Source organism: Streptococcus ovis DSM 16829, from assembly GCF_000380125.1.
Taxonomy (GTDB): domain Bacteria; phylum Bacillota; class Bacilli; order Lactobacillales; family Streptococcaceae; genus Streptococcus; species Streptococcus ovis.
In genome coordinates this window covers 12422-26787 of the sequence record NZ_KB904584.1, presented here as the reverse complement: position 1 = coordinate 26787, position 14366 = coordinate 12422, and the positions used below count along the sequence as shown (strand labels likewise).

Below are 14366 nucleotides of genomic sequence, written 5' to 3'. Positions count from 1 at the left end.
TTACTTCAATCCTTCTAAAAATTCAATAATCTGAGTTTTTGTTTTGCGGTTTTTATCCACAAACCGTCCCACTTCTTCTTCATTTTTAACCACAACAAAACTTGGAATGCCAAAAATATCCCATTGTTGTGCCACTTCCATAAATTCATCGCGGTCTACACGGACAAAGGTCCAGTCTGGGAATGCCGCTTCAATTTCTGGCATAGCTGGATAGATAAATTGACAATCAGGACACCAATCCGCTGTAAAAAAGAGAACCTTGGTCCCACTTTCCTCAATAGCAGTTGCTAATTCTTCATAAGTTGCTGGTGTTAACATGTTTTTTCCTCCTCATAGAGTATTCTTCCGTGGCGATTTTTAAAAAGATAGACTGCCCCTTCTTCCATTACGACGCCACCAACCAAGACCTGTTTATCTGACCGGCTTTCATCTACAAAGACTGTCGCAATCTCTCCAAAGTCCGCAAAAAAATCCCGCACTTGTTGAAGGGCAACAGATTTTTGCCGCTCTTCTTGAACATCCATATAGTATTTCGCGCTAGCTGCGAGCACTCCTGCTCCCAACAAGCCCGCTAGCCAGGCTGATTTTTTATTCTTCATGTCCTTTATTTTATCATAAAATGCGACTTATGACGACTATTACAAGCCTCATCCCCTCTAAATTCTTTCACCCAGAGAAACCGTGTTTAGAAATGTTCTCCCCAATAGAAAATCCTGCTATTTTTCTGATAAAGTGGTAAAATAAGGAGATTACTCTTACAGAATCGAGGAACTTTATGAACGATTTATTTGCACAAATAAAAGAAGTGACCGAACTACAAGGCGTTGCAGGTTTTGAAGGTCCAGTTCGTGACTATCTACGCCAACGCATCACACCTCATGTAGACCGTGTCGAGACAGATGGATTGGGTGGCATTTTTGGTATAAAAGATTCTGCTGCCGAAAATGCTCCACGCGTACTTGTCGCAGCCCATATGGACGAAGTCGGCTTTATGATTAGCGATATCAAAGCAGATGGAACTTTCCGCGTTGTTGAACTCGGTGGCTGGAACCCGCTTGTCGTATCAAGCCAAGCCTTCCAACTCCTTTTATCGGATGGTCGTCAAATCCCTGTCATCTCTGGTTCAATGCCACCTCATCTCTTCCGTAGCACAAATGGTACTCCAAGCCTACCCTCTATTAAAGATATTATCTTTGATGCTGGTTTCGCCTCTAAAGAAGAAGCTTGGGAATTTGGTGTCCGTCCTGGCAATGTCATCATTCCACGAAATGAAGCCTTGTTAACAGCCAATGGAAAAAATGTCATTTCCAAGGCGTGGGACAACCGTTATGGTGTCCTCATGGTAGCAGAACTTCTTGAAAGTCTTTCTGGACAAGCACTTAACTCTCAACTGATTGCAGGGGCTAACGTCCAAGAAGAAGTTGGTTTGCGTGGTGCTCATGTCTCAACCACCAAATTTGATCCAGAGCTTTTCCTTGCTGTGGACTGCTCCCCAGCAGGTGATGTCTTCGGTGACCAAGGAGCCATTGGAGATGGCACTCTCATTCGCTTCTACGATCCAGGTCACATCATGCTTCCAAACATGCGTGACTTCCTCCTCACAACCGCTGAAGAAGCTGGCGTGAAATACCAATACTACTGTGCCAAAGGAGGCACCGACGCCGGAGCAGCCCATCTCAAAAACCATGGCGTTCCATCCACTACTATTGGAGTCTGTGCCCGCTACATTCATTCACATCAAACCCTCTACAGCATGGATGATTTCTTGCAAGCGCAAGCCTTCTTACAGGCCATTGTCAAAAAGCTCGACCGCTCAACAGTGGACTTGATTAAGACATATTAAGCCATTAAAAAGAACCAGTTCAGTTTGACTGGTTCTTTTGGTTTTATATTATAGGTCATGCATTTTTCAAACGTTCTACATCACGCGCAATGACAAGTTCTTCATTGGTTGGAATGACTAGGACACGTACTTTGGATTCTGGTGTTGAAATGTCACCGAAATTACCAAAGACATTCTTCTCTGGATCCAATTCAATACCGAACCAAGACAAACCTGCAATCACATCATTACGCATCAATGGTGCATTTTCACCCATACCAGCTGTAAAGACGATGGCGTCTGCACCATTCAAGACTGCAAAATATTGACCGATGAATTTCTTGATGCGATCGATAAAGATATTGTAGGCCAACACTGCATCAGGATTTTTAGCTTGCAAACCTGCCTCGATATCCCGCATATCACTTGACATTTCAGATACCCCAAGCAAACCAGATTGCTTATTCAACATCGTGACAACATCTGCTGCATCTTTCAACTCGGGTACATTTGCTACTAAATACGGAATAATAGCTGGGTCAATATCCCCTGAGCGGGTTCCCATCATTGGACCTGCAAGTGGTGTAAAGCCCATTGAAGTATCCATGGATTCTCCATGGTAGTTAGCCGTGATAGAGACACCATTTCCGATATGAGCTGTGATAATCTTCAATTCTTCAAGCGGACGTCCCAAAACTTTAGCTGCTTCATGTGCAACATAATAGTGACTTGTCCCGTGCGCACCATATTTACGAACTTTATTTTCTTTGTAGTATTTCCGTGGAATTGGATACAAATATGCGTGCTCTGGCATCGTTGTATGGAAGGCCGTATCAAATACTGCAACATTCAATACATCTGGCAACACTTCTTCAAAAGCGCGGATAGCTGCTACGTGGGCTGGGTTATGGAGAGGAGCAAGGGCGCTCAATTCTTCGATTTGCTGAATTTCTTTTTCGCCAATGACAGTTGACTCCTTAAAGATTTCACCACCAGCAACCACACGGTGACCAACACCTGTAATTTCAGTATATTCTTTAATAATTCCGTGTTTCAATAAATCTTCCAATAAGATTTTAACTGCGACCGTATGGTCAGGAATGTCCAGTGTTTCTGTTTCTTTTTTCCCATCGTATTTTACAGTTGAGATGGCATCATTCAACCCAATCCGTTCAATAATCCCTGCTGCTAATACGATTTCTTCTGGCATTTGATAAAGCTGCCATTTCAAACTTGAACTACCTGCATTGATTGCAATTGTCTTTGACATAATGTACCCCTTTTAAATTTTAAGCGTTTTCCTAACTAGTATATCAAATTTTTTGCTAAATTGCATGCACTGCCTTCCAATTTTTGAAATTGGTTACAAAATCTTTCAATTCTGCCGCATTTTGCAAATCTTGAAGTGGGTAAACAAAGGTCTCGTTTGATACAGCAATCTTTTTTTGCAAGACAAAAATAGATTTTGCCATATTTTGAGCCCCAAAAAGGTTAGTTGGCAAGGCGATCATCGCTACGACACTAGCGTGATGACGTAGCCATTCTTTCAAGAGAGGACCTTGCTCGCTGGTCAATAAATCATTTGGCGCAAGGAAAATGGCATAACCATCTTGTTTCAAATATTTCAACGACTGCTCCATCAACAAATGATGTGCATAGGTGTGGCCTTCTGGACTAACCACCTCATACCGCTTGGCAATCGTATCATCTGGATAATAACCAATCGGCAAATCACTAAGGATTATTTGGCTTTCTTTCAAAATCTGCGGACGCACCGCATCCCCCTGCGCAAAACTAATGGATGAATTCATAACTTCTGCAATACTTGCCGATAAGTCAATCAATAAATCATCCACTTCAATACCTAGATAATCCAACTCTTTCTGACTGTGGTTAAGAATCGTATGGGCTAGATTCCCAGTACCAGACCCTATTTCCAGCACTGTTACCTTCTCTCCTTTTGTCAGTTCATCCAACAAAAAGGTCAAGAGAAAACCAATACTATCAGGTGTAAATTGATGATTATACTGCATCGGCTCTGTCTGATTAGCCTTGATAAAGAGAAATTGGTAGGCACGGCGCCATTCCTCTGCTGTAAGAGCAAGCTGCTTCAAAGCTGCATTATTATTCGTTACGACTTCAGCTTCTGCCCCAGATACATAAGCTGCATTCTGTTCAATCATGGCATCATAAATATTTGTCCCAAGCTGATTTTGGATTGTTTGGACATTTTCTAATAGCAGGTCATAAGCCTGTTCAATCTTTTCAAAATTCATACCTCTATCATATCAAAAAAATGAAAATGGCGCTACAATCCTAATTGTAACGTCTTTTTCATTGATTGTCTTTCCCTTTTAAGGTCAAAAAGCGATAAGTATATGCCTTACCCGAGTCCATGGTCACCTTGACTTGAATCTCTTCTTTCGTTCTAGAATAGTGACTTTTTCCAGCAGTAAAGTCCACCTCGCCAGACAGAGAATTCCTAGAGATTTCTTTATCTTCTGATCCCTTAGCGGACAGGACTTCATCTCGCGTCAACACCGCCATCAGATAGGCTTGTCCCTCTTCTTTTCTGGCCACTGTTCCATGGGCAATCGCTACCTGACTTTGCAGGTAAAATTGTAACAGCAAACTGAAAATCCCTAACATTAACAAGGCATATAAGAGAGTCCCTGCCCTAACTTTTTTCCGAAAAATCATAGAGGAAGATCCTTTCTAAACCATTTTCAAACACGAGGCTAATTGTGATTCGATTGCCTGACTGGGAAATCTTGCTGGATGTGACACCATAAAGCATGGGCTGGTAACCTCGTCCCCTACCATTTGTTTTACGGAAATCATCCGATTTCGATTGCCCAAAAGCCAAGGTCTGTCCATCCTTGTCTACATAAAGATGGTTATCTTCCACCTTGACCAAGCGTACACCTTCTAATTCTATGCGTAGTTGCTCAGAAAAAAGGAGCCATCCTTGCTCGGAATGATGAGTTTGATAGTGAATTTCTTGAGAAAGTAAACGACTTAAACCATCAAAAACCAGGAGACCACCCGATAACACAACGAGGGCAACGAGACATTCCAAGAGGGTAAAAGCTGCCATTGCCTTACTCTTTTTCCACATCTAAGACTACCTTCCCTTCATGCACAACCTGAATCCTTTTCTCATTGCGCAGAATATCTACATGAACCCCATTTAAAGAAAGGGCTGACTGCCCTGTCTGCACAGCCATTTTAGCCACGTTCAAGACTTCCTGTTGTTTCGTATCTTGAAGTTGTTGCTTACGTCCTTGAATCACAGATGTCAGCAAAAGACTTGTGATCATCGCAAAAACAGACAAGGTCACCAAACTCTCTAGTAAAATATAGGCGTTAACGGATTGTTTTTTTATATCGACCACTCCCCAAATACAACTGATATTGGACTTGATGTTCCTCTGTGTCAAAGTGAACTGCCGCCAGGGATGAATTGCCACCATGCTCCGCAAACTCAATCCGAATAGGCTTTGTAGCTCTTACCGAATCTGGAATCGAAAGTGTTTGATAGGCATTGGAAATCCTATCTTCCCTAATCTGCAAGGACACCTTCTGGTGCGAAGCAATTGCCAGCTGCTGACTATCCTTATACAATCGCTCAAAACTCATAAAAAAGATTGTCTCCTCTGTCTGTCGAAAAATCTGCCGCACAGACCCTGACAAGAACAAGGCAACAAAACTCACCACACTGAGGACCACGAGACTTTCAAATAAAGTAAAGGCTTTAAGGCGCGACAGTCGGAGTCTTATCTGTATGTTTTGCATAATATTCTTTATATGATTGTGCTTGTTCCTCAGTAATCGATTCTGTTTCCACTAATTGTCCCAAGGTCGCTTCTCCTTTATTGTTCAGTCCATACAATTCTGCCTGGCCTTCAACCACCTTGACAACAGCTGCTCCACCCGTCTCTTTTACAGTTTCCTTTTGCTTGCTAAGATTTGGCACAAAGAGCAATAACAAGGCACTGATGATAACAAGGACAACTAACATTTCAATTAAAGTAAAAGCTTTTGTTTTTAAGTTCAATAATTTTTTCATTTTACATCTCCATATTTTGATAAATTGGCAGCAACATAGCTGCATAGATTAAGACAATCATCAAGGCAACGAGTAGAAATATCAGTGGCTGAATCAACTGCATACTTCGATTGACCTTGGCAAAAAATTCTTCCCAACATTCATCTGCATAGAGAGCCAACTCGCTCCCTAACTTGGACTTGACCTGACCATATTCAATAATCAGGCTCAACTCCTTCCGGAAAAATGGATAGGTCAGAATATGGTCACAGAAGGATTGTCCATTGTGCAAGGCAGTCGACAAGTCCCGTCCGATTTCCTGAAAAAGAGGCGAATCTTGCTCCTGCATCAAGGTAACAATCTCTGTCATCTCCAGCCCCTGTCCAATTAAATTCCCCCACTCACGCACATAATAAGCTGTTAGATAGGAGCGAACAAAAGAGCCTACCAGTGGTAACTTGGCTAAGAAACGAGCCACCTTCATTTTCTCGGTTTTGCGATACCAGACCATGGCCAGTAGAATAAAACAGGCCACTCCTAATACACTCCCTAAAAAAATCGTTGGAAACTGCTGGATGATCGTCGTCGCAGCATTTCCCTCTTCTAGTTGGGGTAATAAATAATTTTTCAAGCCCAACATAATGAGCACCAGAAAGGCCACGAGAATAATCGGATAGGTCGCGACTTCCAGCAATTTCTTGCGTACCTGTTCTAACTTTGTCAAGTAGCCTTGGATATTTTGCAAACTCAGACTGGTATTGCCGTGTACTTCTGCCAACGACACTTGTGTCACCACATTATCTGAAAATTGTAAATCAGATAAGAGGGCTGAGAAAGGTTTTCCAGCCATGAGTCCTTGGCTCAAAATGTCTGTGTAGCGGTCTGCTAACAGCTGACTCCGCTTTAGAAAATCAACAATTTCCACCAGATGAAAACCACTGGCAAAGAGATTATTAAAAAGTTCGATGACCTTACGCTGGCGTAGAATCGATAATTTTTTCGGTTTCCGCTTGCCGAAGAGTGATATGTCCTGCCGCAAGAAGTTGATCAATCTGTTGATTCCATTGGTCTGCGCTATGGCTTTGGTAGTCTTGGCTGGCATAATCTACAATCCCCCTTCCTTTAATCAAACGCTGGTAAGCAATCCCTTGTAGGGCATTCTTCAATTCTTCTTCACTGACACCCAATTCCAGAAGCCGTGCGTACACACCTGAGATACTTTTGGCATGGACGGTTGAAAACACAGTAGCACCAGTCAAACTCGCCCGAATAACAGCACGCGCTGTTTCTTTGTCACGAATTTCTCCGATGATCAATAGGTCAGGCCGATGACGGAGTGACAATTTAATCAGATTGTCATAGGTAGCACCGATGGCTTCATTTAATTGCAACTGCAACATATTGTCCTGCTTGATTTCCACAGGATCTTCGATGGTCAATACTTGTTGATGTGGAAATTTCAGCCTGGCAAGATGGTACATAAGCGTTGTCTTACCAGAGCCGACTGGACCCGAAAAAAGGTAGAGCCCTCGTCCCTTGATTTCCTTCGATACTTCCTCTACTGCGTCAAACCAGAAGCGCAAATCTTTCACATCTTCGTAGAGAAAACGGATGACCAAACTCTCCTTGTTTCGGTAATCACCCACTGTTGATAGACGAAGCGAAATTTGTCCTTCTCCGTAATCATAGTCACATGACCCCTGTTGACTTCGGCGTTTTTCTCCGACATTCATTCCGGCCACAAACTTAAAGTGGCTGATTAAGGCGGCAAATTCCGCCTCATCATACTCACCCACAAAATGTCGCTCATCATCATAACGTTCAAAGAGTTGATAGGTATCTGCCCGAGGCACTAAGTAAAGGTCACTGACATGTTTCTCTACTGCTTCAGCAATCAATTTTTTAGCTAAATGTTGTATCATAATTCCCCCTCATCTTATTTATTCGCAAGTCAGCTTGTCTTTTGAAAAATTTTTTGTTAAAATAGTAAAAATTTTAAGGAGGTGTTCTATGAAAAAATTGAAAAAAGGCGACCACATTCGCATTGTCAGCCCATCGTCCTCTATTGAACACATCGGCGGTTTTGATGCTAACATTACTGCCAAAGAAAAACTAGAAGACCTTGGCTTTGAAGTTTCTTTTTCTCGCAACTACTTCGAGCACGATTTCTTTGGTTCTGCCAGTATTGCCAGCCGTGTAGAAGACTTGCATGAAGCCTTTGCGGACGAGGCTGTGGAGGCCATCTTGGCAACGATTGGTGGCTTTAACTCCAATGAATTGCTTCCCTACCTAGACTACGACCTCATTACCCAGAACCCAAAAATCATCTGTGGGTATTCCGATACCTCTGCGATACTCAACGCCATCTATGCCAAGACTGGAATGGAAACCTATATGGGACCATCTTATTCCAGTTTTAAGATGAAAGAAGGGCAAGACTACCAGACCAAGATGTGGCTCAACGCCCTAACACAAGACAGTTATGACTTGGTCCCAAGTAAAGAATGGTCTAGTGACCCTTGGTACGACCCGACGCAGCCTCGCCACTTTATGCCGACCGAATGGAAAGTTTACAATGCAGGAAAGGCTTCTGGCATTGCCATCGGTGGCAATTTATCAACGTTTGGACTACTGCGAGGTACTCCCTACGCCCCTCAGCCAAAAGACTATATTCTCTTTTTAGAAGAAGCCGAGGAAGATGACTACATCGAGTTTGCAAGACACCTCGCGGCCATTCTCCAAGCCTACCCCAACCCTCGGGCAGTCATTATTGGACGCTTCCCTAAAGAATGTGAAATGACAGAGGAGATTTTGCTAGCCATTCTCCACAAGCATCCTATTCTTAAATCCATCCCTGTCCTCTATGACCTAGACTTCGCCCACACCCAACCACTTTTTACTATCACCATCGGTGGACAGGTCAGCCTAGATACAAATACGCTCTCCATTCATTTCAAGGCAAATTAAAAAACGCCAGCTGGCGTTTTTTAATTTTTAATACGACAAGGACGAACTCTGTTTTCTGTCCTCTTAGTTCTCAACCCCTTTGGTAGTTGCTCATCACCTTCCATCAACATGATGGAATGATACTGTTGAAGATATTCTTCACATTCTTCACACCAGACCTGGTCATCCGGATCCCAAAAGGCTGTCATCATGCCAGTCTTCTTTTTCCACTTGGAGAAGGTCTCTGATAGGTGAACCCATTCTCGTTGATAGTACTTCAACGCTTCTTCATAATGTTCAAACTCTTTATTTGTGACAATGTCCTCTTCCCAGCCATCCAGGAACCACCATGGTTCACAGTCGCCATACATCTTTACTACATGATACATAACTCTTACTTCCTTTACAGCTATCATTATAGACAAATTTCCAGAAATACGGAATTATTCAGCTTATGAATATTTTCACAAGCCATTGATTTTCTTAGATAAGAGTAGTAAAATTATTGTTGTAAGCGTTATATTTTTGAGAAAAGGAGATATCATGAAAAAGAAAACTTTCTTGCTTTGCGCATTTGCTCTAGCTACCCTCGTTGCTGGAACATTGACCCCTGTAAATATCTGGGCTGAAGAGGGGAATGAGCCAGCGGCTATACAAGTACCTACTGAGATAGCTACAACAGAAATCCCAGTGGACAGTACTTCTACAACAATAAGTAGTACAGATTCTGATAGTGACCAACTGCCAACTTCTACTACAACAGTTGCCGAGGAACCTGTATCTACAACGACAAGTACGCTTCCAGCATCTAGTTCAAGCGACCAGCCTACTCCAACATCACAGACTGAATCTGTTGAAGGACTTTTACCAATCTATCGACTTTATAACCCAAGAAATGGTGAGCATCTTTATACAACGGATGCCAACGAAAAAAATGTTCTTTACAGTCGCCATGGTTGGGGTTATGAAGGAATTGGATGGTATAGCCCATCTTCTGGAACACCAGTCTATCGACTATATAATGCCGGTTTACAAAACCACCTCTATACAACAGATACCAATGAAGTAAAAGTCCTTACGAGCCGCCATGGTTGGAAATCTGACAACAACGGACGTCCAGTCTTTTATTCTGACGGTACTATTGCTATTTATCGTGTTTATAATCCAAAACTCCGCGGACTTCATCACTGGACAACGGATAGAAACGAATACAACGTTTTACCAAAACACGGATGGAAACAAGAGGGAATCAAATTCTATGGAGTAAAAATGGGTGAACCTATTCGTACCCAATTTGCAACCCCTCCCGCACCAAAACCTGCGCCCAAAGTCGTTGCACCAGCTCCTCGTACAAATCCAACTCCTCCAGTCGTACAACAACCAGCACAATCCTATTATCCTAACTGTGCCGCCGTACGGGCTGCAGGTCGTGCTCCTCTTCATAGAGGGGAACCTGGTTACCGTCCAGGGTTAGACCGTGATGGAGATGGTACTGCCTGCGACCGTTAAATTTTTTAGAACATTTTAATGTTCCTATATTCTTATCCATAGTCGACATAGATAAGAATATGGAGTTATAGCCAGGGGTTCTTCTTAGTTCTATCATTTCTGAAACAGATGAAAGCTATTATTGTCTAGATTATAGAACATGTTGAGCACCAAAACGAGGTTCCTCTTCATACAGTGGAAATAGTAAAAACAGCTTGAAGATTGTATTCTTCAAGCTGTTAGTTTTGTATTTTATTCTGTTACCAATTCTTCTGATACTTCTGCTGTTGTATCTTCTTCAACGATTTCAACTTCATTGATAGCTTGTGGTTCCAAATTACGGTAACGGGCCATACCAGTACCAGCTGGGATGATTTTACCGATGATAACATTTTCTTTAAGACCAAGAAGGTTATCACGTTTACCACGAATCGCTGCATCTGTAAGGACACGAGTTGTTTCCTGGAAGGAAGCAGCTGACAAGAATGAGTTGGTTTCAAGCGATGCTTTGGTAATTCCCATAAGGACTGGACGAGCTGTCGCTGGAATACCACCAGAAATAACTGTTTCAGCATTGGCATCCGTAAAGTCTGCAATATCCATGAGAGTACCCATAAGTAGGTCTGTATCTCCTGGATCCATGACACGCACTTTACGAAGCATTTGACGAACCATTACCTCGATGTGTTTGTCACCGATTTCTACCCCTTGGCTACGGTAAACTTTTTGTACTTCAGAAAGAAGGTAAGTTTCCACAGACAAGACGTCACGTACTTCGAGCAAGCGTTTTGGTTGGATAGATCCTTCTGTAAGAGCTGCACCACGGGCTACCTGATCGCCCACTTCAACTTTCATACGAGCTGTAAATGGTACCACGTATTCGCCTTCGCCTGTCTGACCTTTGACAAAGACTTTCTTCGTACGAGTAGCAGCGTCTTCTTGAATGTCAATGACTTCACCCTTGACTTCAGTGATGACCGCTTCCCCTTTCGGATTACGGGCTTCAAAGATTTCTTGGACACGAGGAAGACCTTGTGTGATATCGCTGTTAGAGGCAACACCACCTGTGTGGAAGGTACGCATTGTCAACTGAGTACCAGGCTCACCGATGGATTGCGCTGCGATTGTACCAACTGCTTCACCGACTTCAACTGCATCACCTGTCGCCAAGTTGATACCGTAACAGTGACGGCAGACACCATGGCGAGTATTACATGTAAATACGCTACGGATTGTCACTTGTTCTACACCAGCTTGAACAATTTGACGGGCAATATCTTCAGTGATTAATTCATTGGCACCAATGATTACTTCACCAGTTTCAGGATGTTTCACAGATTTCTTCGTGTAACGACCTTGCAAACGTTCTTCAAGTGGCTCAATCATTTCTTTACCATCAGTGATAGAAGTAATATCCAAACCACGGTCTGTTCCACAGTCGTCCTCACGAATGATGACATCTTGCGCTACGTCTACGAGACGACGAGTCAAGTAACCTGAATCGGCTGTCTTGAGGGCCGTATCGGTCATACCTTTACGCGCACCGTGAGTGGAGAAGAACATTTCGAGTACTGAAAGACCTTCACGGAAGTTTGAAAGGATCGGCAATTCCATGATACGTCCATTCGGAGCTGACATCAGACCACGCATACCCGCGAGCTGTGAGAAGTTAGAGATGTTACCACGAGCCCCTGAGTCCATCATCATAACGATAGGGTTTTTCGGATCTTGTGATTCCGTCAAACGTTTCTCTAATTTTTCCTTCGCTGAACGCCATTCATCTGTTACAGCTGTATAACGTTCGTCTTCAGTAATCATACCACGACGGAATTGTTTCTTAATTTGTTCTACCCGTTCGTGAGCCGCCTCAATAATCTCAGCCTTGTTGTCAATCACTGGGATATCGGCAATCCCCACTGTCAAACCAGCAAGCGTTGAATGATAATAACCCAAGTCTTTCAAACGGTCCAGGAGAGCAGATGTTTCTGTCGTACGGAAACGTTTAAAGATTTCAGCGATGATATTTCCAAGATTTTTCTTCTTGAATGGAAGGTTGAGTGGCAATTCTGCAATAGCTGCCTTGATATCAGAACCTGGTTCCAAGAAATATTTATCTGGCGTACCATCTGTCAAGTTGGCATTGTTTGGTTCTTGCAAATATGGCAAGCCCGCAGGCATAATCGCATTAAACAAGATTTTACCAACTGTTGTCATCATGACCTTGTGTTTTTGTGCATCAGTCCATGGTTTATCCAAGCTGTCTGTCGCAATACCAACACGGGTATGCAAGTGAACATGACCGTTCCGATATGCCATCACAGCTTCGTCCGCATCCTTGAAGACCATTCCTTCACCTTCACGACCTGCTTCTTCCATTGTGAGGTAATAGTTACCAAGAACCATATCCTGAGAAGGCGTTACAACCGGTTTACCATCTTTTGGATTCAAGATGTGCTCAGCAGCAAGCATCAAGATACGTGCTTCCGCTTGTGCTTCTTCTGACAATGGTACGTGGATGGCCATTTGGTCTCCATCAAAGTCGGCATTGTAGGCTTCACAGACAAGTGGGTGAAGACGAAGCGCCTTCCCGTCAATCAAGACAGGTTCAAACGCTTGAATCCCCAAACGGTGAAGAGTAGGTGCGCGGTTCAAGAGAACTGGGTGTTCTTTAATGACTTCTTCCAAGATATCCCAGATACGATCATCCCCACGTTCAATCAAGCGTTTTGCAGCTTTGACGTTTCCTGCGATTTCACGGGCAACGATTTCGCGCATAACGAATGGTTTGAAGAGTTCAATCGCCATTTCACGTGGCACACCACATTGGTACATCTTAAGAGTTGGACCAACGGCGATAACGGAACGTCCTGAGAAGTCTACACGTTTACCAAGCAAATTTTGACGGAAACGACCTTGTTTCCCTTTGAGCATGTGGCTCAAAGATTTCAAAGGACGGCTACCTGGTCCAGTAATTGGACGACCACGGCGACCGTTGTCAATCAAAGCATCAACCGCTTCTTGCAACATCCGTTTTTCATTTTGGACGATAATGCCTGGTGCGTTTAATTCCAAGAGACGCGCCAAACGGTTATTACGGTTAATAACACGGCGGTACAATTCATTTAAATCAGACGCCGCAAAGCGTCCACCATCCAACTGTACCATTGGACGAAGATCTGGTGGAATAACTGGCAAGATATTTAGAATCATCCATTCAGGTTTGTTGCCTGATTTTTGGAAAGCATCCAAAACATCCAAACGACGAACTGCTTTAATCCGTTTTTGACCAGAGGCAGTCTTTAATTCTTCTTTGAGTGCAGCGATTTCAGCTGGAAGATCAACTTGCTTCAAGAGATCTTGAATCGCTTCTGCTCCCATTTTCGCGACAAATGAACCATGTCCATATTCACGAAGACGTTCGCGGTACTCACGTTCTGTCATGATTGATTTATGCTCAAGTGGCGTTTCCTTTGGATCAATGACCACATAAGCTGCGAAGTAGATAACTTCTTCCAAGGCACGCGGACTCATATCCAAAGTCAAACCCATACGTGAAGGAATTCCTTTGAAATACCAGATATGTGAGATTGGAGCTTTCAATTCGATATGTCCCATGCGTTCACGACGAACTTTTGCACGAGTGACTTCAACACCACAACGGTCGCAGACAATTCCTTTGTAACGAATTCTCTTATATTTACCGCAGGCACATTCCCAGTCCTTTGTTGGGCCAAAGATGACTTCATCAAAGAGGCCATCACGCTCTGGTTTGAGCGTACGGTAGTTGATGGTTTCAGGCTTTTTAACTTCACCATAAGACCATGAACGGACCTTGTTTGGTGAGGCTAAAGTGATTTGCATACTTTTAAAACGATTTACGTCAACCACTAATTTTCCCTTTCTTATTCTTGTTCAGCTAATCTTGAAGGGACTAGCACGAAATCAAATGGCCTGTCTGAGTCCTACAGAACTCAGACGCCATATTTTTATCATTTTTTGCATGAGTGCATTAGCACTTTTACATTTCTTATCAAGGAAGATTTCCCTTGTCTCCTGTTTCTA

At 43.1% G+C, this 14366-nt stretch carries 16 protein-coding genes; 3 read left to right on the top strand and 13 right to left on the bottom strand.

The genetic code is table 11. The features are described 5' to 3' along the window. Together A3I9_RS0111375 and A3I9_RS0111370 are read right to left on the bottom strand one after the other, a co-directional pair. Window positions 1-318, bottom strand: coding sequence for a thioredoxin family protein (locus tag A3I9_RS0111375; RefSeq protein ID WP_018379148.1), 318 nt, complete (start codon window positions 316-318; stop codon window positions 1-3). Continuing rightward, window positions 312-599 (bottom strand): DUF4651 domain-containing protein, encoded by a 288-nt coding sequence (locus A3I9_RS0111370; RefSeq protein WP_018379147.1) that lies wholly within the window; start codon window positions 597-599, stop codon window positions 312-314. Before A3I9_RS0111370 ends, A3I9_RS0111375 begins: the two co-directional genes overlap by 7 nt. A 176-nt stretch (window positions 600-775) precedes the next feature. Here A3I9_RS0111370 and pepA point away from each other — a divergent pair, with 176 nt between their 5' ends. Continuing rightward, the gene (gene pepA / locus A3I9_RS0111365) at window positions 776-1843 is read left to right on the top strand and encodes a glutamyl aminopeptidase (protein WP_018379146.1); all 1068 of its coding nucleotides are present in this window, start codon (window positions 776-778) and stop codon (window positions 1841-1843) included. 55 nt (window positions 1844-1898) lie between these two features. Here the strand turns inward: pepA and A3I9_RS0111360 are convergent, their stop codons facing one another. The 9 genes from A3I9_RS0111360 to comGA are packed head-to-tail and all read right to left on the bottom strand — an operon-like array spanning window position 1899 to window position 7792. Further along, on the bottom strand, window positions 1899-3092 hold the full coding sequence (locus tag A3I9_RS0111360; protein WP_018379145.1) for an acetate kinase: 1194 nt from the start codon (window positions 3090-3092) through the stop codon (window positions 1899-1901). A 55-nt stretch (window positions 3093-3147) separates the two neighbouring features. Next, window positions 3148-4098 carry a class I SAM-dependent methyltransferase gene (locus tag A3I9_RS0111355; protein ID WP_018379144.1) on the bottom strand — a complete coding sequence of 317 codons (951 nt, stop codon included), beginning with the start codon at window positions 4096-4098 and terminating at the stop codon, window positions 3148-3150. A gap of 58 nt (window positions 4099-4156) precedes the next feature. Further along, window positions 4157-4522 carry a competence type IV pilus minor pilin ComGG gene (gene comGG / locus A3I9_RS12890; protein ID WP_018379143.1) on the bottom strand — a complete coding sequence of 122 codons (366 nt, stop codon included), beginning with the start codon at window positions 4520-4522 and terminating at the stop codon, window positions 4157-4159. After that, window positions 4500-4940, bottom strand: coding sequence for a competence type IV pilus minor pilin ComGF (gene comGF, locus A3I9_RS0111345; protein WP_018379142.1), 441 nt, complete (start codon window positions 4938-4940; stop codon window positions 4500-4502). The genes comGG and comGF overlap by 23 nt, the downstream gene beginning before the upstream one ends. Further along, window positions 4924-5217, bottom strand: a complete 294-nt coding sequence (gene comGE / locus A3I9_RS0111340) for a competence type IV pilus minor pilin ComGE (RefSeq protein WP_026217453.1) — start codon at window positions 5215-5217, stop codon at window positions 4924-4926. Before comGE ends, comGF begins: the two co-directional genes overlap by 17 nt. Next, on the bottom strand, window positions 5189-5617 hold the full coding sequence (gene comGD, locus A3I9_RS0111335; RefSeq protein WP_052310514.1) for a competence type IV pilus minor pilin ComGD: 429 nt from the start codon (window positions 5615-5617) through the stop codon (window positions 5189-5191). The genes comGE and comGD overlap by 29 nt, the downstream gene beginning before the upstream one ends. Continuing rightward, window positions 5577-5891, bottom strand: coding sequence for a competence type IV pilus major pilin ComGC (comGC, locus tag A3I9_RS0111330; protein WP_018379139.1), 315 nt, complete (start codon window positions 5889-5891; stop codon window positions 5577-5579). The genes comGD and comGC overlap by 41 nt, the downstream gene beginning before the upstream one ends. 1 nt (window position 5892) lies before the next feature. Then, entirely contained in the window at window positions 5893-6921 is a 1029-nt protein-coding gene (comGB, locus tag A3I9_RS0111325; RefSeq protein ID WP_083903986.1) for a competence type IV pilus assembly protein ComGB, read from the bottom strand. Beyond that, complete coding sequence (gene comGA / locus A3I9_RS0111320; RefSeq protein ID WP_018379137.1) at window positions 6842-7792, bottom strand: competence type IV pilus ATPase ComGA; 951 nt, start codon at window positions 7790-7792, stop codon at window positions 6842-6844. Before comGA ends, comGB begins: the two co-directional genes overlap by 80 nt. An 88-nt stretch (window positions 7793-7880) precedes the next feature. Here comGA and A3I9_RS0111315 point away from each other — a divergent pair, with 88 nt between their 5' ends. Next, window positions 7881-8837, top strand: a complete 957-nt coding sequence (locus A3I9_RS0111315) for a S66 family peptidase (protein WP_018379136.1) — start codon at window positions 7881-7883, stop codon at window positions 8835-8837. 20 nt (window positions 8838-8857) lie between these two features. Here A3I9_RS0111315 and A3I9_RS0111310 read toward each other — a convergent pair whose 3' ends face one another. Continuing rightward, window positions 8858-9205, bottom strand: a complete 348-nt coding sequence (locus A3I9_RS0111310) for a DUF1033 family protein (protein ID WP_026217451.1) — start codon at window positions 9203-9205, stop codon at window positions 8858-8860. A 154-nt stretch (window positions 9206-9359) separates the two neighbouring features. On the opposite strand from A3I9_RS0111310, the gene A3I9_RS13660 reads away from it, so the two are divergent. Further along, window positions 9360-10325 (top strand): excalibur calcium-binding domain-containing protein, encoded by a 966-nt coding sequence (locus A3I9_RS13660; RefSeq protein WP_018379134.1) that lies wholly within the window; start codon window positions 9360-9362, stop codon window positions 10323-10325. Between the two features lie 231 nt (window positions 10326-10556). Here the strand turns inward: A3I9_RS13660 and rpoC are convergent, their stop codons facing one another. Beyond that, the gene (rpoC, locus tag A3I9_RS0111300) at window positions 10557-14192 is read right to left on the bottom strand and encodes a DNA-directed RNA polymerase subunit beta' (protein ID WP_018379133.1); all 3636 of its coding nucleotides are present in this window, start codon (window positions 14190-14192) and stop codon (window positions 10557-10559) included. Window positions 14193-14366 lie beyond the last annotated feature (174 nt).

Excerpts from the sequence above, each read along its gene's own strand:
- A3I9_RS0111375 (WP_018379148.1), bottom strand. The coding sequence starts at position 318 with ATGTTAACACCAGCAACTTATGAAGAATTAGCAACTGCTATTGAGGAA.
- A3I9_RS0111370 (WP_018379147.1), bottom strand. The coding sequence starts at position 599 with ATGAAGAATAAAAAATCAGCCTGGCTAGCGGGCTTGTTGGGAGCAGGA.
- pepA (WP_018379146.1), top strand. The coding sequence starts at position 776 with ATGAACGATTTATTTGCACAAATAAAAGAAGTGACCGAACTACAAGGC.
- A3I9_RS0111360 (WP_018379145.1), bottom strand. The coding sequence starts at position 3,092 with ATGTCAAAGACAATTGCAATCAATGCAGGTAGTTCAAGTTTGAAATGG.
- A3I9_RS0111355 (WP_018379144.1), bottom strand. The coding sequence starts at position 4,098 with ATGAATTTTGAAAAGATTGAACAGGCTTATGACCTGCTATTAGAAAAT.
- comGG (WP_018379143.1), bottom strand. The coding sequence starts at position 4,522 with ATGATTTTTCGGAAAAAAGTTAGGGCAGGGACTCTCTTATATGCCTTG.
- comGF (WP_018379142.1), bottom strand. The coding sequence starts at position 4,940 with ATGTGGAAAAAGAGTAAGGCAATGGCAGCTTTTACCCTCTTGGAATGT.
- comGD (WP_052310514.1), bottom strand. The coding sequence starts at position 5,617 with ATGCAAAACATACAGATAAGACTCCGACTGTCGCGCCTTAAAGCCTTT.
- comGC (WP_018379139.1), bottom strand. The coding sequence starts at position 5,891 with ATGAAAAAATTATTGAACTTAAAAACAAAAGCTTTTACTTTAATTGAA.
- comGA (WP_018379137.1), bottom strand. The coding sequence starts at position 7,792 with ATGATACAACATTTAGCTAAAAAATTGATTGCTGAAGCAGTAGAGAAA.
- A3I9_RS0111315 (WP_018379136.1), top strand. The coding sequence starts at position 7,881 with ATGAAAAAATTGAAAAAAGGCGACCACATTCGCATTGTCAGCCCATCG.
- A3I9_RS0111310 (WP_026217451.1), bottom strand. The coding sequence starts at position 9,205 with ATGTATCATGTAGTAAAGATGTATGGCGACTGTGAACCATGGTGGTTC.
- A3I9_RS13660 (WP_018379134.1), top strand. The coding sequence starts at position 9,360 with ATGAAAAAGAAAACTTTCTTGCTTTGCGCATTTGCTCTAGCTACCCTC.